Origin of the sequence: Liquorilactobacillus mali (assembly GCF_001437155.1) — a bacterium.
GTDB classification, from domain to species: domain Bacteria; phylum Bacillota; class Bacilli; order Lactobacillales; family Lactobacillaceae; genus Liquorilactobacillus; species Liquorilactobacillus mali_A.
Window position 1 is genome coordinate 1 of the sequence record NZ_JQAR01000026.1, and the last position, 21523, is coordinate 21523.

Annotated in this window: 18 protein-coding genes; 11 read left to right on the forward strand and 7 right to left on the reverse strand. The window is 35.7% G+C overall.

What is annotated here, in order from left to right; translation table 11 throughout:
- Positions 1–172 precede the first annotated feature (172 nt).
- The 3 genes from IV36_RS09550 to IV36_RS09560 are packed head-to-tail and all read right to left on the reverse strand — an operon-like array spanning position 173 to position 4496.
- Positions 173–1111 (reverse strand): NAD(P)-dependent oxidoreductase, encoded by a 939-nt coding sequence (locus IV36_RS09550; RefSeq protein ID WP_056992036.1) that lies wholly within the window; start codon positions 1109–1111, stop codon positions 173–175.
- Positions 1112–1131: 20 nt separating this feature from the next.
- Positions 1132–3999 (reverse strand): YfhO family protein, encoded by a 2868-nt coding sequence (locus tag IV36_RS09555; RefSeq protein WP_056992038.1) that lies wholly within the window; start codon positions 3997–3999, stop codon positions 1132–1134.
- Between the two features lie 44 nt (positions 4000–4043).
- Positions 4044–4496: a flavodoxin gene (locus tag IV36_RS09560; protein ID WP_003691459.1), complete on the reverse strand. Its 453-nt coding sequence runs from the start codon at positions 4494–4496 to the stop codon at positions 4044–4046.
- 134 nt (positions 4497–4630) lie between these two features.
- Here IV36_RS09560 and map point away from each other — a divergent pair, with 134 nt between their 5' ends.
- The 4 genes from map to IV36_RS09580 all read left to right on the forward strand — a co-directional run bounded on the left by map (position 4631) and on the right by IV36_RS09580 (position 8095).
- A complete protein-coding gene (gene map / locus IV36_RS09565) occupies positions 4631–5419 on the forward strand; it encodes a type I methionyl aminopeptidase (protein ID WP_056992040.1) in 789 nt (262 codons plus the stop codon).
- Positions 5420–5539: 120 nt separating this feature from the next.
- Positions 5540–6412: a UTP--glucose-1-phosphate uridylyltransferase GalU gene (gene galU, locus IV36_RS09570; protein ID WP_003691457.1), complete on the forward strand. Its 873-nt coding sequence runs from the start codon at positions 5540–5542 to the stop codon at positions 6410–6412.
- A gap of 126 nt (positions 6413–6538) precedes the next feature.
- Entirely contained in the window at positions 6539–7090 is a 552-nt protein-coding gene (locus IV36_RS09575; protein WP_056992042.1) for a LysM peptidoglycan-binding domain-containing protein, read from the forward strand.
- A 150-nt stretch (positions 7091–7240) separates the two neighbouring features.
- Positions 7241–8095, forward strand: coding sequence for a YihY/virulence factor BrkB family protein (locus IV36_RS09580; protein WP_235810301.1), 855 nt, complete (start codon positions 7241–7243; stop codon positions 8093–8095).
- Positions 8096–8137: 42 nt separating this feature from the next.
- Here IV36_RS09580 and recX read toward each other — a convergent pair whose 3' ends face one another.
- Positions 8138–8929: a recombination regulator RecX gene (gene recX, locus IV36_RS09585; protein ID WP_056992044.1), complete on the reverse strand. Its 792-nt coding sequence runs from the start codon at positions 8927–8929 to the stop codon at positions 8138–8140.
- Positions 8930–9041: 112 nt separating this feature from the next.
- On the opposite strand from recX, the gene rlmD reads away from it, so the two are divergent.
- The 6 genes from rlmD (at position 9042) to IV36_RS09615 (ending at position 17042) form a co-directional block, all read left to right on the forward strand.
- The gene (gene rlmD / locus IV36_RS09590; protein ID WP_056992046.1) at positions 9042–10436 is read left to right on the forward strand and encodes a 23S rRNA (uracil(1939)-C(5))-methyltransferase RlmD; all 1395 of its coding nucleotides are present in this window, start codon (positions 9042–9044) and stop codon (positions 10434–10436) included.
- Positions 10437–10607: 171 nt separating this feature from the next.
- A complete protein-coding gene (gene ntdP / locus IV36_RS09595) occupies positions 10608–11153 on the forward strand; it encodes a nucleoside tri-diphosphate phosphatase (RefSeq protein ID WP_003691449.1) in 546 nt (181 codons plus the stop codon).
- A gap of 213 nt (positions 11154–11366) precedes the next feature.
- Positions 11367–12500 (forward strand): AI-2E family transporter, encoded by a 1134-nt coding sequence (locus IV36_RS09600; RefSeq protein ID WP_056992048.1) that lies wholly within the window; start codon positions 11367–11369, stop codon positions 12498–12500.
- Positions 12501–12586: 86 nt separating this feature from the next.
- Complete coding sequence (locus tag IV36_RS09605) at positions 12587–14074, forward strand: ATP-binding cassette domain-containing protein (RefSeq protein ID WP_056992049.1); 1488 nt, start codon at positions 12587–12589, stop codon at positions 14072–14074.
- Positions 14075–14154: 80 nt separating this feature from the next.
- A complete protein-coding gene (locus tag IV36_RS09610; protein ID WP_056992051.1) occupies positions 14155–15435 on the forward strand; it encodes a hemolysin family protein in 1281 nt (426 codons plus the stop codon).
- A gap of 29 nt (positions 15436–15464) precedes the next feature.
- Complete coding sequence (locus IV36_RS09615; RefSeq protein WP_056992053.1) at positions 15465–17042, forward strand: peptide chain release factor 3; 1578 nt, start codon at positions 15465–15467, stop codon at positions 17040–17042.
- 276 nt (positions 17043–17318) lie between these two features.
- On the opposite strand, the gene IV36_RS09620 is transcribed toward IV36_RS09615, so the two are convergent.
- From IV36_RS09620 to IV36_RS09630, 3 genes are all read right to left on the reverse strand, one after another.
- Positions 17319–18380: a MucBP domain-containing protein gene (locus IV36_RS09620; protein ID WP_056992055.1), complete on the reverse strand. Its 1062-nt coding sequence runs from the start codon at positions 18378–18380 to the stop codon at positions 17319–17321.
- A gap of 46 nt (positions 18381–18426) precedes the next feature.
- The gene (locus IV36_RS09625; RefSeq protein WP_056992058.1) at positions 18427–18702 is read right to left on the reverse strand and encodes a DUF1827 family protein; all 276 of its coding nucleotides are present in this window, start codon (positions 18700–18702) and stop codon (positions 18427–18429) included.
- A gap of 129 nt (positions 18703–18831) precedes the next feature.
- Complete coding sequence (locus tag IV36_RS09630) at positions 18832–21039, reverse strand: ATP-dependent Clp protease ATP-binding subunit (protein WP_056992060.1); 2208 nt, start codon at positions 21037–21039, stop codon at positions 18832–18834.
- Positions 21040–21212: 173 nt separating this feature from the next.
- On the opposite strand from IV36_RS09630, the gene IV36_RS09635 reads away from it, so the two are divergent.
- Complete coding sequence (locus tag IV36_RS09635; RefSeq protein ID WP_056992062.1) at positions 21213–21392, forward strand: hypothetical protein; 180 nt, start codon at positions 21213–21215, stop codon at positions 21390–21392.
- Positions 21393–21523 lie beyond the last annotated feature (131 nt).

A 21523-nucleotide genomic window follows, 5' to 3' on the forward strand; every position in this document is an offset into this window, starting at 1 on the left:
CAAAGAACAATTTTCGCTAATCTCTTCTTTTTTGAAGGACTTATGGCACAGCCTCCTTTTTCATTCTCTAAACGAGGCCTATAGGTTATTTGTCTTGTACTGAATTAAGGATCCTAAGTCCATAATTTGGTGTTAGTACTCAAATTTTAAGACTGCGCGTTATTCTTATGCATTAATTTTTATTGAGTGCATTAATTGGATTTAAAGGTTTTCCATTTTTAATTACTGCATCAACATTATTGATAGCACCTATCGCCATTGCCGCAAGACTTTCAGCAGTCAGTGCAGCAGAATGATTTGTGACAACTACATTTGGAAGAGATAGAAGCTTCTCAAGTGAATCTTCATCGTTATCATAGACATCCAAGCCTACAGCACTTAGCAATCCTTGTTGAAGACCCTTTAGTAAAACTGCATTTTTGACCAGTTCACCACGGCTTGTATTAATTAAAATAGGTTGTTTTTGGGTATTCTTAATTAAATCGTGAGTAATCATATATTTTGTATCTGGTGTAACTGGAATATGGAGTGAGATAATATCACTCGCTGAAAATAATTCAGCGAGACCGACTTGCTTTGCAAAAGTCGATTTTCTTTTTGAGCGATTGTAAAAAATGACATTCGCTCCTAGTGCTGACATTAGTTCAGCAAATCTTTTGGCAATGAATCCCCAACCGACAATTCCTACGGTTTTCCCGTGTAGCTCAGAGCCTACTGCTGTTGCTATATCATTTTTCTTACTCATTTTGTTACTACCAAAGTCTTTCAGTAAATAAAATGCAAGTGCCAAAGCATGTTCGGCCACAGCTTGAGCATTAGCACCAGGTGTATTAGAAACCCAAATATTTCTCTTGGTTGCTAATTCAATTGGAACATTATCGGTACCCGCCCCATTACGGGCAATAATTTTTAGATTGGGCAACTTTGTAATGAATCTTGGATTAACAGGCTCTATATTGCGAACAATTATTCCTTCGTACGCAGAAAATTCTTGCGGGTCAAGTTGTTCGAATGATTGAGCATTTGGTAGTACATCAAATTCATAACCCAAGTCTGAAATTTTTTGCTTAGCTTGTGGGACTAAGTCTCCTAATAAAAGTATTTTATTCATGATAAGACTCCTTTGCTAAATTATTTTTTCGTTTTGTGAAAAAATATTTTTTTTATTAAAATAAGCGAAGATGCTGATAATATTATCAAAAAGATACCACCTATTGTTATTAATTTACCAGTCTTCAATCCAGGGGTCGAGTAGATTAATTCAATATGATGAGACCCAGATTTAAGTTGTGTTCCTAAAAATCCTGTATTGGTCTTGATAGCTTTTAATTTTCGACCATTATCATAGATGCTCCAACCCTTAGAAAATGGAATCGATGAGGTTAATATTCCTTTTTGAGTAGTCTTAATTATACCAGTGACCTTATTCTTAGAGAACTTCAGTGACTTTAAACGATTTTTTTGAATTTTGGCAACTTCTTGGTTATACTTCTTACCCAGTTTTTCAGCAACGATCTTGAGCTTGAAATCATATGTTCCCAACTTTGATGGTGTCAAAGTAAAATACTTGGGGGTTGAAGTGAAATAACCTAAGTTTAGCAATCCAGATTTTACGGTCTTGTAAAATGACAGCTCCGATTGCTTAGGCTGTGTGATACTTTCGGTTCCCAAACTTGAAGAAACATTTATACTAAAACTGTTATCGGGTGAGCCATTTAGAATGTGATAGCGAAGATAGCGATAGTAATTATAGTTATCATTGTTTGAAATAATACCACTTGAGGTGAGGGTGGCCTGTTTATTTTGTTCAATCTGAATCTGCTTTGTCAGTGACAACTGATGATATTTAATATCGCTGAGTTCAACATGCAGTTCGCTGTTTTTATAATTGTCTGGATTCTTTAAGATAATTTTGTAAGTTTCTGTACTATCTAGATGTTCAAGATTTGCTGTGCTGACAACATTTCCGTGACTAGAAACGATATAGTATTCAAGCTCTTGCGTATCATCTGCAGTTTTTGCTTTGGTATAGTGTTTTGCTATTGAATTGCTTACATGAACTCCAGTTGCGAGAGCACGCTCCCTAGCAGTCGTTGTCATAGACTTAAACTGCTTAGAATCGATAACAGTATTCTGCCAGTAAATCAGTGGAAAAGCCTGCTCCGTTTTATAGCGAACGGTTTGCGTATCTGTACTATCCGATTGATTGTCACTGCTGCTTGCTAATCGGGTAGACGCTTTTTCTGGAAGATAATTAGCTGGGATCTTAGCTGAATTTTTTTGGTTTATTTGAGCAAAGATATAACGTACACCCAAAAAGTTATTTAAAACTGTTCGGTCACTGAATTGACTAATTGGAATATTTGCCTCATACTGCGAATTTTGCATTTTTCGGGCAAAGTTACCGACATTAATGTTTTGTAGCGAATAGTAAGAAGTAATCGAGTTTAATTTATTAGGCTGTGCGTTGTACATATGAAAACCGCTACCCAAATTATAATTTTGGCTAATGGTTGAAACACGATATGAATTAGTTGATTTTAAGTCTTTATCTAAGCCAGCATATCTTGTTTTAACAAGCTTTTCGTAGCTCTTAAGAGGCAGCATTTCGTTTGAATATCCTCCATTGTAGGGAGCCTCGAAATAAATAGCATTAAAGATAACATTGACTACGACTAATGCTAGAAAGGCATAATTGGCATGGCTCTTTTTCCCAGCAGAATAATAGACTAAGAAGCCGTAACTAATAAATAAAAAGGCCATTGGAATAAAAAGTTTTTCATCATTTTGAAAGAAGTAACTCAAAAAAATCCAGAAACTGTATATTGCAAGGCAATAAGTAAAAGTTAACTTTGTCTTATGTGTTAATTTGTGAAGCTGTTCAATCAGTACGCAGACTGAAATGGCAATGGGAAGTGATAACATTAGTGTCCAACGATTTGATGGGGAGGTCAAACCATTGAATAATGCACCAAATTGCGGAAATAAGAGCATTATTAATCCCAAAATAAAGCTTGTACCAAGAAGAGGGTATTTTTTTATTTTGATAAGGACAAAGACAATTGCAAAAAAGCTAATGCTGGCAAATCCCAAGGCACTCCAGAAGTAGAAGTTACGATTACCGCCGTTAATTAATTGCGAAGGCAACGCAAGATAGTAGTAGAGCGGATAAAGTCGCAAACCATTTGCAAAGGGAGCGTTACTGCGTGTGGATGAAAAGACTGCCAACATCTCTGGTACCCATAAAATTGCAGTTACGGAAAGTGAGATGACCGTACTTAATCCTAGTTTGAAAAATGTTTTGAAAAAAGCTATTTTTTTACGATAGGTTATTAGGTAGCGCAGAATTAAGTATAGTAAAGCACCAAATCCTAGAATATATGCAAAATAAAAATTGCTAAAAAGCATCCAGCAAAAAGCAAATGTTAATGGCCAAAAAGACTTTTGCTGCAACACACGCTCAATTCCAAGTATTAACAAAGGAAAAATCATAAAGGGAATGGAAAAGAAAGGTTGCGCAATATTTGCATAAAGCAAGAATGCATTGAACAAGTAGACGACAGTTCCAGAAAGAATTATGGAATTCTTAAAGGAAAAGTGGGATGCAAAATAACAGAAGATAAGTCCAACACAATACAGGCGCAGCATAATTAAAAATTGATACGCAAAAATAATTTTTGAAGCAGGAAATAATAGAATTAGATAATTAAAAATATCTCCTGTTACATAATAAGCATTAATTTGGAAAATATCTCCGCCAAGTCCAAGCTTGAATGACCATTGGGGCCATGATGAAAAGGGATGTTTCATTATACCAAGCAGTGTTTTACGAAACTCTTCTAATAAAGGAAGATGTTGTTGAGCTCCATCTATATGCCAAATTAAAGAGTGGCCGGTAACAAAATAGGTGCCATACACAAAAAAAGCAATAAGAGCAAAAATTGCGGTATATTGCAAATATAAATTCAAATTATTTTTTTTTGTAAACGAGAATATCAAAGAAATTCCTCCTAAAAGAACTAGCTAATAAGCACTAAAAAAGATCACTTACTTATTTTTGCTACTAGTTCATTTACAAAAACATCTAACTGCTGCAATGCTTCATCTGTATCTGGAGCTAGATTTATTTTTACACTGTTGGTACCCTTGGTAGCACCTGTATTTTCGAAAGCTTCTTCAAATTTATCTACAGCAACGCAATAATATTCACCATAGAAAGTATCTCCAGAACCTGCGACACCATAGACCTTTCCAGTTAGATCGAGATCATTTAAATCTTCAAAAAAGTCGATTCCTTCATCAGGGAGTGCACCCTCATCATATGTATAAGGTACAACAATACATAAATCAACATCTTCGAAATCAGATGGATCGCACTGTGAGATTTCTTCAATGTCAACAGTGACACCTTTTTCTTCTAATTTTTCTGTAACGATATCAGCAATATCTTCATTGTTTCCAGTAATTGAAGCAAATACTACTTTAGCTTTAGTCATTCGTATGGTCCCTCTTTCAGTAATCTATTATTGGCTATTATAACAGAATTTTATATTCTCATTTAAAGTAATTGAAACATTATACTAAATTTAGGATATAATAGTCGTGTATATTAAATTGGAGGCAAAGAATTATGATTACATTGAAGTCACCACGAGAAATTAAAGAAATGGCAAAATCAGGCGCAATTTTAGCAGGGATGCATATAGGATTGCGCAATATTATTAAGCCAGGAATTTCTAGTTGGGAGATTGAAAAATTTGCACGTAAGTACTTTAAAGATAATGGTGCAATCCCTGAACAAATTGGTTTTGAAGGTTACAAATATGCAACGTGCGTCAGCGTGAATGATGAGATTTGCCACGGCTTCCCAAGAAAGGGATTGATCTTGAAAGACGGCGATTTGATCAAAGTCGACACAGTTGTTAATTATCATGGTGCAATGAGTGATTCTTGCTGGAGCTATGTTGTAGGAAAATCAACGCCAGAAATTGACCGCTTAATGAAGGTCACAAAAGAGGCACTTTACTTAGGAATAGAACAGGCTCAAGTCGGAAAAAGAATTGGTGATATTGGTGCTGTAATTCAACACTACACTGAAGATGTCAATGGGTATGGCGATGTCCGTGATTTTATTGGCCATGGAATCGGGCCAACAATGCATGAGAGCCCTAATGTTCCTCATTATGGTGAGGCTGGTAAAGGTTTGAGACTGCGTGCTGGAATGACTATCACTATTGAACCAATGATCAACATGGGAACATGGAGAGCTGAGATGGACGATCCAAATGGTTGGACTGCACGAACAGCAGATGGAAGTCTGTCATGTCAGTTTGAGCACACAATTGTAATCACTGAAGATGGTCCTAAAATTTTAACTTCACAAGATCCAGAACTTGATAAAAAGTATTTGCTTGATTAATATTGATTTTCTATATAAAATAGGTTCTGGTATTTGGCTTGTAATATGAATCGATAATAACTGTTAATAAATGGGATAAATACTGTAATCGTAAAAAGTGTATAAAAGGAGCTATTACTTATGAAAGTTAGAAAAGCTGTTATTCCTGCTGCTGGTTTAGGAACTCGTTTTTTACCAGCAACTAAGGCACTTGCTAAAGAAATGTTGCCAATAATTGATAAGCCGACAATCCAATATATCGTGGAAGAGGCAAAAAAATCTGGGATTGAAGATATCTTAGTTGTAACTGGGAAAGGTAAACGACCAATCGAAGATCACTTTGATTCTGTTCCTGAGCTGGAACAAAACCTTAAAGAAAAGGGAAAAACTGAATTACTAAAGCTGGTTGAGCAAACAACGGATATCAACTTGTACTTTATCCGCCAATCACACCCTAGAGGACTTGGGGATGCCGTATTGATGGCTAAAGACTTTGTAGGAAATGAGCCCTTTGTTGTTATGCTTGGTGATGATTTGATGAGAGATAAGGTTCCATTGACTAAACAGTTGATTGACCGCTATGCTCAAACACATGCCTCAACACTTGCTGTAATGCGTGTTCCACATGAAGAAGTTAATAAGTATGGTGTGATTGATCCCGGTTCCGAGACAAGCAAGGGATTATACGATGTAAAGCAGTTTGTTGAAAAGCCTGATGTTGACAAGGCACCTAGTGATCTTGCAATTATTGGTCGTTATCTTTTGACACCTGAGATATTTGGAATGTTAGAAACACAAAAGCCAGGTGCAGGTAATGAAATTCAATTGACAGATGCTATTGATCGACTGAACAAGATTCAACGCGTATTTGCACATGAATTTAAGGGTGAGCGTTTTGATGTTGGATACAAGTTTGGCTATCTAAAAACTTCAATTCAGTTTGGTCTTGAACATCCTGAGGTTAAGGATGATTTGATTGCTTATATTAAGGAATTATCAAAGAATTTGAAATAAAGCCCGAAATAAAAAAGATTTGTTTTAGACAAATCTTTTTTATTTTTTTATTGAATTTATTTAAGATATATCTGATAATTGTTATTAAGATCTTTTTTAGAAATTGTTTATTTGGGGGTATGAAAAATGGCTAGAAGAAGAAGCCATACTAAAACGAACAAAAAAGTATTGTGGAGTCTTGTAACTATAATCATCGTGGTTGTTATTTGCATCTTGGGGAGTACTAATGAATTTGTGCGGAATAAACTTACAAGTGTTTTCAGTGATAATGTGAAATCACAAAAAGTTGAGTATAAAAAGCAGCAAAGCATTGCTCAAAGGAAGTATGGAAAGACTAGTGAAACTACCAGTGAGAGCAAACAGCAGAGCTCAACAGCAGGTGATTCAACAAGTAATAAGTCAAATAGTTCAGAATCAAGTAAAAAAAGTAGCATAACAACAAGTAGTGAAGAATCGAGCTCAACTGCTAGTAACGCTTCTTCAACCTACAAAAGGTATGTGGTTGAGTCAGGTGATACATTATCGAGCATTGCTAGTAGGTATGGAACCACGGTCACAAGGCTGATGTCCATTAACGACTTGAGTACAGGCACTATTTCTGCTGGAACTACACTTCGAATACCAGCAAGCACTGCATCTTCAAGTACTGCATCTTCAAGCACATCCGATAGTGATTAATAATCTTGAACTTTGGCTTGCAAGATAATCGTCAGTTTCCTCAATCCATAGTAATTAATTTTTAATTCCTTCCGTGCTATAATTAGCACACGAATGGGGGAGTAAAAAATTAGAAAAAGAGAATTTAACACTAATGCAATTAAAGAGGTTGTGAAAGACTCAATAAAAAGATCTTCCAGTATCAATATCAACAATACTTCAATTGTTATTGCTTACTATTCTTTATTAGCAATTTTTCCATCAATAATCTTGGTTGGAAACACGTTACCTCTGCTGAATATTAAGGCGGCTACGGTTTTGATGTACTTAGAGTCAGCAGTGCCAGCCACGATATACAAAACACTGAATCCAATTATAATTTCTTTTTTAGAGCGAAGTAGTGGAGGCTTAATCTCTGTGAGTGCACTTGTGGCGTTGTGGGCCACAAGTCGAGGTGTTAATGCCCTTAAACTTGCCTTTAATGAGGCATATGGTGTTGAGGAGTCACAAAATGCAATTACGGCTAGGATTATTTCGTTTTTTCTAACGCTAATTTTCATTTTCTTGATGATTGCAATTATTTTGTTATTCAGTTTTGGGCAAACTATTCTTGATTATCTGACTCCAATTTTTCAGTTGCCAAGAGAGTTAGGTAATATTTTCAGTACCTTGAGGTGGCCAGTTACTTTACTAGGACTATTTTTTATAATAAGTCTAATTTATTACTTTCTCCCGAACGCGAAGCTACATCTACACTTGATTATACCGGGAGCTGTAATTGCAACGTTGGGTTGGATCGCATTGGCACAAGGCTTTTCTATCTACGTGCGCTACTTTGCTAAGTCAGTACTTAGTTACGGGACAATTGGGACATTCATTGTGCTATTGTTTTGGCTTAATTATTCTGGGTGGATCATAATGATAGGCGCGGTTTTGAATGCATCTCTTGAAAAATACTTTTATAAAGAGATTAGGGTCAAAAAAGCAAAATTAAAGGAATACATTAAGAAAAAAGTCGAAAGCTAATTTCAACTTTTAATTGTTTTTTATAAAATCAGCAGCATTTTTTCACAGTTCATCAAGTTTATTATTAATCTTGTCTAAAGCAAATCCTTTGCGATAAAGGGTTTGCTTTATTTTTAGTTTTCTTTGAGAATCTGTAAGATTACTGTTGCTGTATTTATTCCAAAGTTTTTCCAACTGATTCTGTAAAAGATCATCTTCATGTTCTGGGTCGCTAGAATAGTCGACAGAGAGTATATCTTCAAACTCGGCAGTACTGTAACCCTTTGCGATGAGACGTTGTTTGACTTTCTGAATGCGTATTTTTGAAGGTTGGTTACGATACTGATGTATGAGTTTCGGAATTAAAGTTTCTAATTTTTCGGATACTTTGGAGTAGTCGTAATCGGATTTTGCCTGCTCGATATCGTTTTCTGAAATGCCTTTTGCCCGTAAATTATTCCTGATGATATTGAATCCTTTGTCTGAGGTATTCACCATTGTTCTAACATAACTGGAAGCATACTTGGCATCATCTAAGAGATTATAATCTCGGAGTCTGCTTTTAACTTTCTCGATTAGGAGTGTGTTTTCAGAAATTTTTTTCATGTGGTCATCTATTTCTTTTTCACTTCTCAGTTGGTAGCTCAGGTAATTCAAGGCTTTTTGATATATTTTGGAGAATTCTTCAGAATTAATCAGGTGCTCAATTAATTCATCTGAGAGTTCTTGTCCTTTATAAAGATGGTTTTCAACCAGCACATTTTCTGAAACTGAAAAGCTGTATTTACCATCAATGAAAAGATTGAATCTGCCCGGTCTTTTTTGAGCTTGAATTTTTGTTAAGATTTTTGGCATAATAAATTCCTTCCAAGTGTTTTTTATTCCCTATATATTTTATAACATGTAAGTAAAAAAGATTAAATGATATAATTAGACGATTAAGAATGTAAGTTGAGGGAGCTTAGTAATGCAATATAAAAAAAGAAACCAAGCTAATGAACAAAATTTGTTAAGTCTTGGAAAAAGATTTCCGCTGACAATTAAGCGACTAGGTATTAATGGTGAAGGAATCGGATACTTTAAACACAAAGTTGTTTTTGTTGAGGGAGCATTGCCTGGTGAAGTAGTTGTAGCGGAGGTTGTAGAAGATAATGGCAGATATGCGACTGCTAAAATTCATCATATTAGAACGAGAAGTCCTCACAGAATTGAAAAGAAGGATGAGTATGATGTTGGTGGAATAGAGCTTGAACATTTAGAATATGGAGAACAACTGAAATTTAAGAGCGATGTTGTTTCACAAGCACTGGAGAAATTCAAACCACAGGGATATCAGAAATTTAAACTCTTACCAACTATTGGAATGGAGCATCCCTTTGAATATCGAAATAAGGCGCAGTTTCAAGTGAGGAAAACATTCGACGGAAAAGTAATTGCAGGGTTGTATAAACGTGGGACGCATGAGCTGGTTGATTTACCAACCTTCACTACACAAAGGCCTTTAACAATGAAAGTAATTAGGAAAATTTGCAAGTTCTTTGAGGACTTGGAGATACCGATTTATGACGAAAGAAACAATTCTGGAATTATAAAGACAATTGTTGTTCGAGAATCATTTGCAACAGGAGAGGTGCAGGTTGTTTTTATTACAAATTCGGAGAAGTTGCCTAAAAAAAGACTCTTGCTCGAAAAGATTAATAACAATTTGCCGGAAGTTACCTCAATTTTACAAAATATAAACAAGGGTAAGACCTCATTAATATGGGGAGAATCGACTAAGTTACTCAGCGGCAACGAATATATAACAGAAAAATTGGGCAATGTTGAATTTAAACTATCAGCACGCGCCTTTTTCCAGTTGAATCCTTATCAGACACAAAAAATGTATGAAGAGGTAAAAAAGGCCCTTGACTTGGGCAAAAATGAGAAGTTGGTTGATGCATACTGCGGTGTTGGAACTATTGGATTGTTTGTTGCGAATGATACTAATGAAGTTCGTGGAATGGATATAACTCCTGAAGCAATTGAAGATGCAAAGCTTAATGCTGAATTGAATGAGCAAAAAAATTTTTCTTATACAGTTGGAAAAGCAGAAGATTTGATACCAGAGTGGGAACAAAGTGGTTTTGTTTTTGATGCACTCGTAGTTGATCCACCTAGAACCGGGTTGGACGCGAAGCTGATTAAAACGATTCTAAAAGCTAAACCCCGAAAGTTTGTGTATGTATCTTGTAATCCATCAACACTTGCACGCGATTTAAAAGAACTTACTCAAGCTTATTATGTTGAGTACATCCAATCAATTGATATGTTTCCGCAAACAGCAAGGTGTGAAGCAGTTGTAAAATTGCTTAGAAAATGAAAAATTATGTTTGACTGTGATAGAATTCAGTCTTGATAATTTTCAAGATAAATGATAACAAATTAAAAATATAATTAATTATTTTTTGGGCTTTATTGAAGAAGTTTGATATAATGGTTAGTGATAACGGTGTAAGTTACACCTTGTGTTTATAGAAGGCAGGTTTTAACCATGCATCAGGCAAGAGAACCAAAGGAAGGTGATTTCATCACCATCAAAAGTTATAAACACGACGGTAGTTTGCATCGAACGTGGCGGGACACAATGGTACTTAAGACCAGTGAAAATGCCCTAATTGGTTGTAATGATCACACACTTGTAACTGAATCTGACGGTCGCCGATGGGTTACACGTGAACCAGCACTAGTTTATTTTCATAAACACTACTGGTTTAATATAATTGCGATGATTAGGGACAATGGGGTTTCGTATTATTGTAATCTTGCTTCACCAGCAATTTTAGACCGTGAGGCACTAAAATATATCGATTATGATTTAGATGTCAAGGTTTTTCCAAATGGGGAAAAGAAACTGCTTGATGTAGATGAGTATGCAGAGCATGGGACTAAATGGAATTATTCAAGAGACACAGATAAAATTCTGAAGCACAATGTACTTACACTTGTTGATTGGATTGATAACCAAAAGGGTCCTTTTTCTGAGGAATACATCAGGATTTGGTATAATCGATATTTAGAATTGTCACGGCGTATGTAGACGTTGAGTTATAACTGAGGGAGCTGTGACAAAACATTGTTTTGTAGCAGCTCCCTTGCTGATTAGAGATCAGATTGTTCCAACAATTAGTGGTACACAGTCAAGAATGACTATATCAGCAATTTACTAGTGCTTGGAAGCTGCACAATGAACATTGCATTCTGCTCCAATAGGAAAAATAAAACTAACAATAATGTATGAGGATGAGCGATAATGTTTGAAAAATTGAAAAACTCAAAATTAATGTATGTTACAACTGAAATACTCTTGATAGCAACTTTAATATGGGTTTGTACTAAGATAAGTTTTATATTTAAGCCTGTCGGAACGTTCATCTCAACTTTGTTTGTTCCAGTGATAATTTCTGGATTTTTATATTATTTGCTCAAACCATTGGTTAAGTTCTTGATGAAAATTAAGATAGGCAGGTTTTATTTGAACAGAACCTTTTCCGTAACAATCGTGTTTTTATTATTAATAGCCATAGTTGCGGCTTCCTTAGCTTTTTTAATCCCAATATTGGTGTCACAGATAGGACAGCTCATTTCAAAATCGCCTGATTATATTAGAGCATTACAAAAAATGACGAATGGTTATTATGACGATTTTTCGCGACAAGAGTGGGTGAAACAATTAAACATCAGTAGTTACATCAGTACTGTAGAAAAAAATCTGTTAAAAAACGTTGAGGGCTTTTTGAATACTATTACCCAGAGTCTCGGTTCAATAATCGGAATGGTAACGAGTATCACCGTAACAGTTATAACTGTTCCTTTCATGTTATTTTATATGTTAAAAGATGGACATAGACTAATTCCAAATATTCAAAGGATTATACCAAATAAGCATGGGAAACAAGTTGAAGTTCTGTTGGGAAAAATGGGTGAAACAATTTCAAAGTATATTGCAGGACAGTTCATTGAATGTACTTTTGTAGCAACTTTTACCACTTTAGGCTATTTCATGATAGGAATGCCATATGCTCTTTTATTGGGGGTAATGGCTGCGGTTACCAATCTTATCCCTTATTTAGGACCTTATATTGGGGTCTTGCCAGCAATTTTGCTTGCAATTTCAATTTCGTCCAAAATGGTTATGTTAGTTATTATTGTGTGTGTTATTGTACAACAAGTTGATGGAAATCTGATTTATCCAAATGTGATTGGAAAAACGCTTGATATTCATCCACTGACAATCATTGTACTATTATTAGTTGCAGGTAATCTTGCCGGGCTTATGGGGATGATTTTAGGAATTCCTTTTTATGCAGTTCTAAAAGTTGTAATTAAGTATTTCAGAGATATTTATTTATTAAATAATAAAGAAGAGAACGATTCTCAGAAATAGTTTAAGATGATCTTATTGAAATTGACGTAGAATTTAGTATCTTGTAACATAGCAGTAGATGGAACAGAAAAATCTTAGGTGAAATTATGAAAAAAATAGAATTAAAATATATTACGAAAAGCACCCCGATACTTACTGAAAAAAAAGATATCGTTAAGTCAAAATTATCTGCGAACGAGAATAAAAACTTTTGGGAGTTAAGAGGTGTCAATCTGAGCATCAGTCCAGGTGAAGCAATTGGATTACTGGGAAACAATGGTGCAGGCAAGACAATCTTAATAGACATTTTGGCTGGAAAAGAAAAACAGACAACCGGTTTTATTACAATGGATGCACACACCAGCGTAGCAACAACGAGATACGGGTTGGATAAGAATATTACTGGATTAGAAAATATAAAGCATGCTGTTTCTTCTGCAAATCTAGATGAGTTTAAGGCAAATCACGTAATAAATGCAATTATCAATTTTAGTGATTTGGGAGAATGGCTATATTGTCCCGTAAAAACTTTTTCGACTGGACTTTATGCTAGATTATCAATAGCGATTGCGCTCTTTGTTAAACCAGAACTTATTTTGATAGATAACATTTTTGGTAGTCTTGACCTCGCCTTCTTTAAAAAGGTAAGCGATAAGATTCAAAACTTAAAAGATGTTGGGGTATCTTTTGTTATTTCAGACATTAATGTTGTTAACATCGAGCGCTTTTGTGAGCGTACACTCTGGCTAGAATTCGGCGAGGTACAGGATTTCGGATCAACTCGTGAAATCATGGTTCAATATGAGTATTCTTTCGGTTGGTTACAGTCATTGACTGCTTCAGAGAAGACAGATTATTTAGCAAAGAAGCAAAGTGAGCGTCAATCTTTTGATGTAAGTACCATATATGAAGAATTTAAAGTTGAACAGTTTAAAAATGGTTTTACAAGAAAAGATGAGCCCAAGATGCGCAATGCTTTTTACAATGAACGAGGTGCTGATCCGGTTAAATTACTTGCAGATAAAAAGAATCAGGAAAAGGCTGCTATTAAGAAGAAGGACAAAAGAGGTAAAGGTTTGAAAGTTGCCGGATTCTTTATAGTTCTCTTGCTGCTGTGTGGTGGTATATATAACGTGGCTTTTGCAAAGGAAAATGTCTGGGATTATATTCAAGACAGATTTGCACAAAATGACAGTACGGCTAGTTCGAAGAATAAAAGCCAGCAAGAAAGCAAATCTGGAGCTGACTCTGCGACTGCCTCTGATAGCCAAAGCTCTTCCAAAAAAGCTAAAACTAAAAAAGAAGAATCAACTAAAGCAGCAAAGGCTAGTTCATCGAGTGCTAAGGCTGCCAGTCTGGCTAGTTCATCGAGTGCGGCAAGCGCGAAAGCGGCTAGTGAATCCAGCGCTAAGGCTTCAAGTGAAAGCGTGCAAAAGTTAAAGGATAATACACAAACTATTAATGTTCAAAGTGGGGACACTTTAGAAGGTTTGGCAAGCAAATATAGTACAACTGTTGATAATATAATGAAAATTAATAATTTTACTTCAAATAATGATTTAAAAGCAGGAGATGTTATTCGAGTTCCAAAATGACCTTAATTGCAGACAAAAGGTATATGTTATATAATCGGGAATTAATATCAACTTTTTAACAATTGGAGAGAAAATATAAAATGAATTCAGATCCTGGACTTGTCAGTTCGTTATTTATGGGTATTGCTGTAGTTTTACTTTTTAGCGCTGGGATAATTCTAAGCGTTATTAGGAACTATCACCTCTTTTATAGAATGGAACAAAACAACGAGAAAATAGCATTCTTCAAGAAAATCAAGACGGGTGCTGGTTTTTCTTTTGTTTTTTTGTTGGTTATTGGAGTATTGTCAAGTGTAATTGCCTTCAGTAAGTTAAAAATGTCTGTGGAAAATAATGTCCTAGCTTTCGTAGCTATCAGTGTACTATTGACAGCTTTCCCAGTTTTTGTGGCGGATGTGCTGGAAAAATTATATAAAAATAATGGTTTGCAGTTCTTTTTGCATTTTCTAAGGTATGCCGCGATGATAGGATATATTTTTATACCATTTCAGAAATTGCACAATGCAGTGATTTCAAATAAAAAAGATATTACCGATATTGATTCGCAGGATAACATTACTCCGGTTGAAGCATTGGGTGCGTTAATTTCCCCTGAGGATAAGGAAAATGAACTAAAACCAGAAGCTTTTGACATGATCAAAGGTGTGCTTTCTATGCACGAAAAATTAGCAAAAGAGGTCATGGTACCGCGAACTGATGCCTTTATGATTGATATTCAAAATGACAATGATCGTAATATCGACGCAATTTTGCAAATGCAGTATTCAAGAATACCAGTTTATAACGAAGTAAAAGACGATATTGTTGGAATTGTGCACATAAAAAATATATTGAAAACTGCTCGTGAAGAAGGGTTTGACCATATAACTATTAGAAAAGTTATGCAACCAGCTTTATTTATCCCTGAGACCATGGCAATTGATGAAGTAATGTTCGAGATGAAGAAAACGCAAAATCAATTAGCAATTCTTTTTGATGAATACGGTGGGGTTGTTGGTTTAGTTACTTTAGAGGACCTTTTAGAGGAAATCGTAGGTGAAATAGATGATGAATCAGATCAACCAGAACAAGATTATCATAAGATTTCCGATAGTGAATTCATTGTCCAAGGCAAATTGTCATTAGATGATTTTAATGACGAATTTATGACGAATTTTGAAATGAACGATGTGGATACCATAGCTGGGTTTATGATTGCAAAATTAGGGTATATACCAGAAGATGACAGCCACGAGAGCGTATATGTCGATGGAATCAAGTTAATAACTGAAAAAGTCGATGATTCGCGTATTATGGAGATTAAGGTCGAGCTTACCCCTGCTTTGGCGATAGCACATGTTCAACGTGAAAAAAAGGTTTAGATTTAATTAGTAGAAGAAAGAGGGAAATTATGAATATTCAAGACTTAACAGAGTCAGTTAATAATAGGCGTACCTTTGCGATTATTTCTCACCCTGATGCGGGGAAGACCACTATAACTGAACAACTGTTATTATTTGGAGGTGTCTTGCGTAAGGCAGGAACTGTAAAAGCGAAAAAATCAGGGAGTTTTGCAAAATCTGATTGGATGGAAATTGAAAAAAAGCGTGGAATTTCCGTTACAAGTTCGGTGATGCAATTTGACTACGCGGGCAAGCGTATCAATATTTTAGATACACCAGGACATGAAGATTTTTCTGAAGACACATACCGTACTTTGATGGCGGTTGACTCGGCTGTGATGGTGATTGATTCTGCAAAAGGGATTGAGCCCCAGACAAAGAAGTTGTTCAAGGTCTGTAAAATGCGTGGGATCCCAATTTTTACATTTATCAATAAGATGGATAGAGATGGGAAGGAACCCCTGGATCTAATCGCAGAATTAGAGGAAGTTTTAGGAATAGGTGCTTTCCCAATGAATTGGCCAATAGGAATGGGAAAGGGCCTGAAAGGACTGTATGATATTTTCAATCATCGAATTGAATTATATCGTAAAGAAGACCAAGGAGAAAGCTATCTGGAGTTAGATGATAACGGAGAATTAGTCGAAGACAATCCGTTAAAAGAAGAAAGTATTTACCGTCAGGTCCTTGAAGAAGTTGAATTACTAAAAGATGCTGGTAACCAAATGGATGAGGAAAAGATTGCTGCGGGAAATCTTACTCCAGTCTTCTTTGGCTCTGCGCTAACTAATTTTGGGGTGAAAACATTTTTGGATGCATATTTGAAGTTTGCTCCCGCTCCTGCTGCGCACAAGGACGAAGAGGGTGAAATAATCAGTCCAGTTTCTCCAGAATTTTCAGGCTTTGTCTTTAAAATACAAGCTAATATGAATCCTAATCATCGTGATCGAATTGCTTTTGTACGTATTTGTGCAGGTGAATTTGAAAGAGGAATGGATGTTACACTAGCGAGGGACTCAAAGAAATTAAGATTATCGAATTCGACACAGTTTATGGCGGATTCTAGGGAAACATTGGAGACAGCAGTTGCTGGTGATATCATTGGGCTTTATGATACTGGTAATTTTCAAATTGGAGATACTATTTTCGCTGGCAAGCATAAAGTACAGTATGAAAAATTGCCACAGTTTACCCCTGAAATCTTTGTGAGAGTAACTGCTAAAAATGTTATGAAACAAAAATCATTTCACAAAGGGATCACACAACTTGTTCAAGAAGGAGCCGTCCAGCTGTATACAAGCTACAGTACAAATGATTACATTTTGGGCGCGGTTGGTCAGCTTCAGTTTGAAGTTTTCCAGTTCAGAATGCTTAATGAGTACCATTCTGAAGTTGTGATGACACCAATGGGTAAGAAAATTGCACGTTGGATAGATCCGGAACAATTAGATGAAAAGATGTCTTCTTCACGAAATATTTTAGTGAAGGATCGACAAGGATTACCTTTGTTCTTGTTTGAAAATGAATTTTCAGAGCGTTGGTTTGCTGATAAGTATCCCAACGTGAAGTTATCGGCAAAATTATAGAAACTAAAGAATTAGTTCGGATTGATACAATAAATAGAGGAGTTAAGTCAAAAGTTGAATTTTGACTTAACTCCTCTATTTATTTCTTATTTCGAATAAGTGTGCTCCTGCTCCATAAGACAAAGTTCTTTGTCTAGTCTCAAATTACTTATAGCAAGATGTTAGCTTTAACTATGTCATTATTTCGTGTTAGTGTTCAATTTTAACGGACTCATGTCATATTTTCTCTTCGTTATTTGGGCAGTTATGTGCAGAATTTAACTAGTTTGAAGTTTCTTATCTGAATAAGATATATTGACTGGGAAGCCAGAGTTTATTGGTCAGCCTGTACCAAGTAACTTCGTCAGATGTTTCTAAATATTCAAGTTTAATCTTGGTGCCATGTTTAAGTGTGCCGGATATCTTACCAAAAGGTCTATCGTAGAGATTAACAGATCTATCAGCAACGTAATCTACAGTGGCCTCAATTAAGGTAGCAAGTTTTTTAGAATTATGACCATACTGTTCGTTAGTTTCATCCTCTGCATATATGGACATCAGTGTGTTGTTAAAGGCAATCCATAGAGGCCCCCCGATACAATACCATTTTGAGTTATCTGCCGTCGTGATTACAGCAAAAGTCTTCCAGATCGTCTGTGGAGATAAGTTGATTTTAAGCCGCTTTCCACCTGGAGAGTCATAGACAGGTACTGAGCTTTTCATCTTAAAATAAAGAGATGATTGCCCATTTTCAAGCCAAGTTTTTCGCCTGTAGAAAAATGTTAAAGAAGAACTTTCAATGGAACGAGTTCCTCGAATTGATTCCTTGACATTCAGTAAACTGTATTCAGGAATAGAAGGTGAATATAATTGGTATGCATCCCCTAAATATCCCTTAGATAGCTTGGGTGAGAGAATTAATTCGTTTGTATCAACATCTCGACAGAAAATCCAAATTGATCCTGCCGTTTTTTTCCTAAATATCAGAGTCAAGATGGCATAGTGGTCAACATAGTTTTTCGTGAATCCCTTAAAATTAATTAAGTCATAGTTTTTAAGAGATTTAATTCGATAATTAATTTCTTCCCCGAGGTGACCACTAACAATTTGTGGTGTGACCAGTTCGTTTCCATTTTCATCCGTGTAGATAATTAGTAAGACCGAATCCTGAAGTTCTTTTTTCGTATGCGACATTTTCTTGGTAATTTCAACAGTTTTCTTATTCTCAGGCTTTATTAAGGGCTGTTGTGAAACTGAGTTTTCCGTTACAGCTTTAACATCATTCTTAACCGTTTTACTTGCATATTTTCTTCTTGAATCTCGTGATAATAAGTTTTTAATGAATTTAGGAAATTTCAAAAATGCACCGCCTTAGAAACAAATGGAAAAGATTGTAATATCATTTTTAATTCTTAAATGAAATATCAACAACTCTATTACCAGTTGTAATTGTTACATCGGCAATCGATGAGTTTGTTAGCTTTTCAAGTACAAAGTTTATTTCTTCTTCAGTAATTCCACGTACTTTATTAGACATGACAATTTCACTGGTTGCTACATTTTTTTTGAAAACTACACGAGTGTTTCCAAGTGTGTAAATTTTGATAAAATGGTTAGCAGAATTTTCAAGTTCCTGCTTTATCTTTCTGGAGTAACTGCTACTTACATCCACTAGATGCATTATAAAACCTCCTCACTGGAACTAATTATTTTTATATACTCATTATAATATAAAATGGTATGCATACTATAGGAAAATGCTATAAAAAAAGGAAATGTAGTCGAATTTACATTTCCTTTTAGTTAAAATTTAGCTTTTTGTCTGTTCAGTGACATTAGCAATCTCAGGGGAATCAATTTTTATTTGGTCATCGACAAGTTTTGCTTCAAAGTTCTTCGTCTGTGGATGTTCCAAATAGTAATCTGCAACATTATCTTCAATTTGTTCCTGAATAACACGTCTCAGCGGACGAGCCCCCATTTGAGGATTGTAACCTAAGTCAACAAGCTTATCTTTAACTTCATCCGTTACAGTTAATGAAAGTCCTTGACTAGACATCATCAAATTAACATCATTTAGCATAAGCGATACGATTGAAACTAAATCTTTTTTGTTAAGCGCATTAAATTCAACAATATCATCAAAACGGTTTAGAAATTCTGGTTTGAAGTACTTAGTAAGTTTATCCAAAACAGAATGAGTATTCCCTGCAGCAGCGGCTCCAAATCCGACACTTGCAACGGAATCTCCGCTTCCAGCATTTGATGTCATGATAATAATGGTATCCTTAAAGCTGACAGTTCTACCTTGTGAATCGGTCAAACGTCCATCATCAAGTATTTGCAAGAACATATGCATTACATCTGGGTGCGCCTTCTCAACTTCATCAAGCAGCAATAAACTGTATGGATGACGGCGAACTTGTTCGGTTAACTGTCCGGCTTCTTCGTAACCAACATATCCCGGAGGCGATCCAATCAGTTTTGAGATTGAATGCTTTTCCATGTACTCGCTCATATCAAAACGAATCATTGAATCTGAAGTCCCAAAGAGTTCTTTTGCTAATTGCTTTGCTGTTTCTGTCTTTCCAACACCAGTAGGTCCTACGAACAAGAAGGAACCGATTGGACGTCCTGATTTATTAAAACCAACACGATTACGTCTAATTGCGCGAGCAACCTTATTAACAGCATCTTTTTGCCCAATTATATGGGAGTCTAAGGAAGCTGCCAGGTTTTTCAACTGTGTTTGTTCCTTTTCTTGTAATTCTCCTACTGGGATATTTGTCTTTTCTTCAATAATTTTTTCCATATCTTTTTCAGTGATTATCGGAGAATTTTCAGCATCAACTTTTGTTTCTTTCATTGAGCTTAATTTGTTTAGCTGGTCACGATAATAAGCAGCTTTTTCATAATCCTCTGCATTTAAGGCAATTTGTTTTTGTTCTTGTGCATTTTTGATTTTCTGTTCAATGACATTAGGGTCAACAGCTTGAATCGTCAAATTTTTGCGTGAACCTGATTCATCAAGCAAATCGATTGCCTTGTCGGGCAGAAAGCGGTCCTGAATATACCGATCTGATAGTGTAACAGCTGCATTTATAGCTTCAGGTGTATAGCGAACGTGATGATATGCTTCATACTTAGCTTGGATACCCTCAAGTATTTTGATCGTCTCGCCAATAGAGGGTTCATCGACTTGTACGGGTTGAAGCCTACGAGCAAGCGCAGCATCCTTTTCGATAGTGCGATACTCATTTAGTGTAGTTGCACCTACTAATTGAAGCTCTCCACGGGCTAGGGCGGGCTTTAACACGTTACCAGCGTCTATACCGCCTTCAGCATTGCCGGCACCAACAATTTCATGAATTTCATCAATGAAGAGAATAACATTTTGGTTTTGTTTTAATTCATTCATCAATTGCTGCATCCGCTGTTCGAATTGACCACGAACACCTGTCCCTTGAACTAAAGAGACAACGTCCAAACGAATAACTCGCTTATTTAGCAGTTTTTGTGGAACATCACCATCAACGATCTTTTGTGCTAATCCCTCAACGACAGCGGTTTTACCAACACCGGCTTCACCAATTAGTACGGGATTATTTTTAGTTCTTCTGTTTAGGATCTCAATCACACGCGAAATTTCATTATCACGCCCAATCACGGGATCAATCTTGTTGTTTTTAGCCTCATTCGTTAAATCCAAGCCAAACTGGGCTAGAATTCCGCCATTACCACGTCTTCCCCCACCATTACCAGAGAATTGAGCAGACTGTGGCATTCCTTGTTGAGCCTGTTGAGTAGGAGTTGAACCATCTCCGAGTGACCGGAAAATATCATTAAGACTCCCAAAACCAAAAGGATCTTGGAAACCATTTGTTTCACCATTTCTTTGAGATTGTTCCTTTAAGGCACGGTAGCAGTTTTGACAAAGGTCAATTGACGCTTGCTGACCATTAAGGTTTGTAGAAAGATGAATTGTTGCTGGATTTTTTTTACAATTTTGACATAGCATTAAGAACTCACTACCTTTCTCATTAATAATAAGTCAAAAAACATTTGACTATCTTTGACCTTTGAAAACAGTATACTAATTTATTATTGATAATTCAAGGATTAAGTCTCTATATGTTTGTTTTTTTTAAAGTAATTATGTATCATATGATCGTGCATAAAAGGGGTGACAGCATGACAGAAGAATTTACAGATAAATTGCAAAAATTAGCTGAAGGTGAACTTGAAGAAATTAAAATATCAGCTGATGATTTTATGGATTTTCATGAAGCTTTTATGAACTTCCCACAACGAAAAAGAGTAGTTGGAATTGCAGGACATAAAGGTGAGATTACCTATCATTTTGAGAGATAATCACAGCAGATGGATATTTGCAAAAAGTCAAAAAAACTTTTATTGTAAAACTTGTATTGTAATTTGATTCATGCTAACATTTATTTTTAGTAGGAGCGATTCTGTCACTATATAATGAAAACGTGTTCTTG

Bases quoted from the DNA above. Each gene is read 5' to 3' on its own strand.
- IV36_RS09625 (WP_056992058.1), bottom strand. From the start codon at position 18,702: ATGCATCTAGTGGATGTAAGTAGCAGTTACTCCAGAAAGATAAAGCAG.
- ntdP (WP_003691449.1), top strand. From the start codon at position 10,608: ATGCATCAGGCAAGAGAACCAAAGGAAGGTGATTTCATCACCATCAAA.
- map (WP_056992040.1), top strand. From the start codon at position 4,631: ATGATTACATTGAAGTCACCACGAGAAATTAAAGAAATGGCAAAATCA.
- IV36_RS09575 (WP_056992042.1), top strand. From the start codon at position 6,539: ATGGCTAGAAGAAGAAGCCATACTAAAACGAACAAAAAAGTATTGTGG.
- IV36_RS09630 (WP_056992060.1), bottom strand. From the start codon at position 21,039: ATGCTATGTCAAAATTGTAAAAAAAATCCAGCAACAATTCATCTTTCT.
- IV36_RS09610 (WP_056992051.1), top strand. From the start codon at position 14,155: ATGAATTCAGATCCTGGACTTGTCAGTTCGTTATTTATGGGTATTGCT.
- rlmD (WP_056992046.1), top strand. From the start codon at position 9,042: ATGCAATATAAAAAAAGAAACCAAGCTAATGAACAAAATTTGTTAAGT.
- recX (WP_056992044.1), bottom strand. From the start codon at position 8,929: ATGCCAAAAATCTTAACAAAAATTCAAGCTCAAAAAAGACCGGGCAGA.
- IV36_RS09600 (WP_056992048.1), top strand. From the start codon at position 11,367: ATGTTTGAAAAATTGAAAAACTCAAAATTAATGTATGTTACAACTGAA.
- IV36_RS09635 (WP_056992062.1), top strand. From the start codon at position 21,213: ATGACAGAAGAATTTACAGATAAATTGCAAAAATTAGCTGAAGGTGAA.
- IV36_RS09615 (WP_056992053.1), top strand. From the start codon at position 15,465: ATGAATATTCAAGACTTAACAGAGTCAGTTAATAATAGGCGTACCTTT.
- IV36_RS09550 (WP_056992036.1), bottom strand. From the start codon at position 1,111: ATGAATAAAATACTTTTATTAGGAGACTTAGTCCCACAAGCTAAGCAA.
- IV36_RS09605 (WP_056992049.1), top strand. From the start codon at position 12,587: ATGAAAAAAATAGAATTAAAATATATTACGAAAAGCACCCCGATACTT.
- galU (WP_003691457.1), top strand. From the start codon at position 5,540: ATGAAAGTTAGAAAAGCTGTTATTCCTGCTGCTGGTTTAGGAACTCGT.
- IV36_RS09560 (WP_003691459.1), bottom strand. From the start codon at position 4,496: ATGACTAAAGCTAAAGTAGTATTTGCTTCAATTACTGGAAACAATGAA.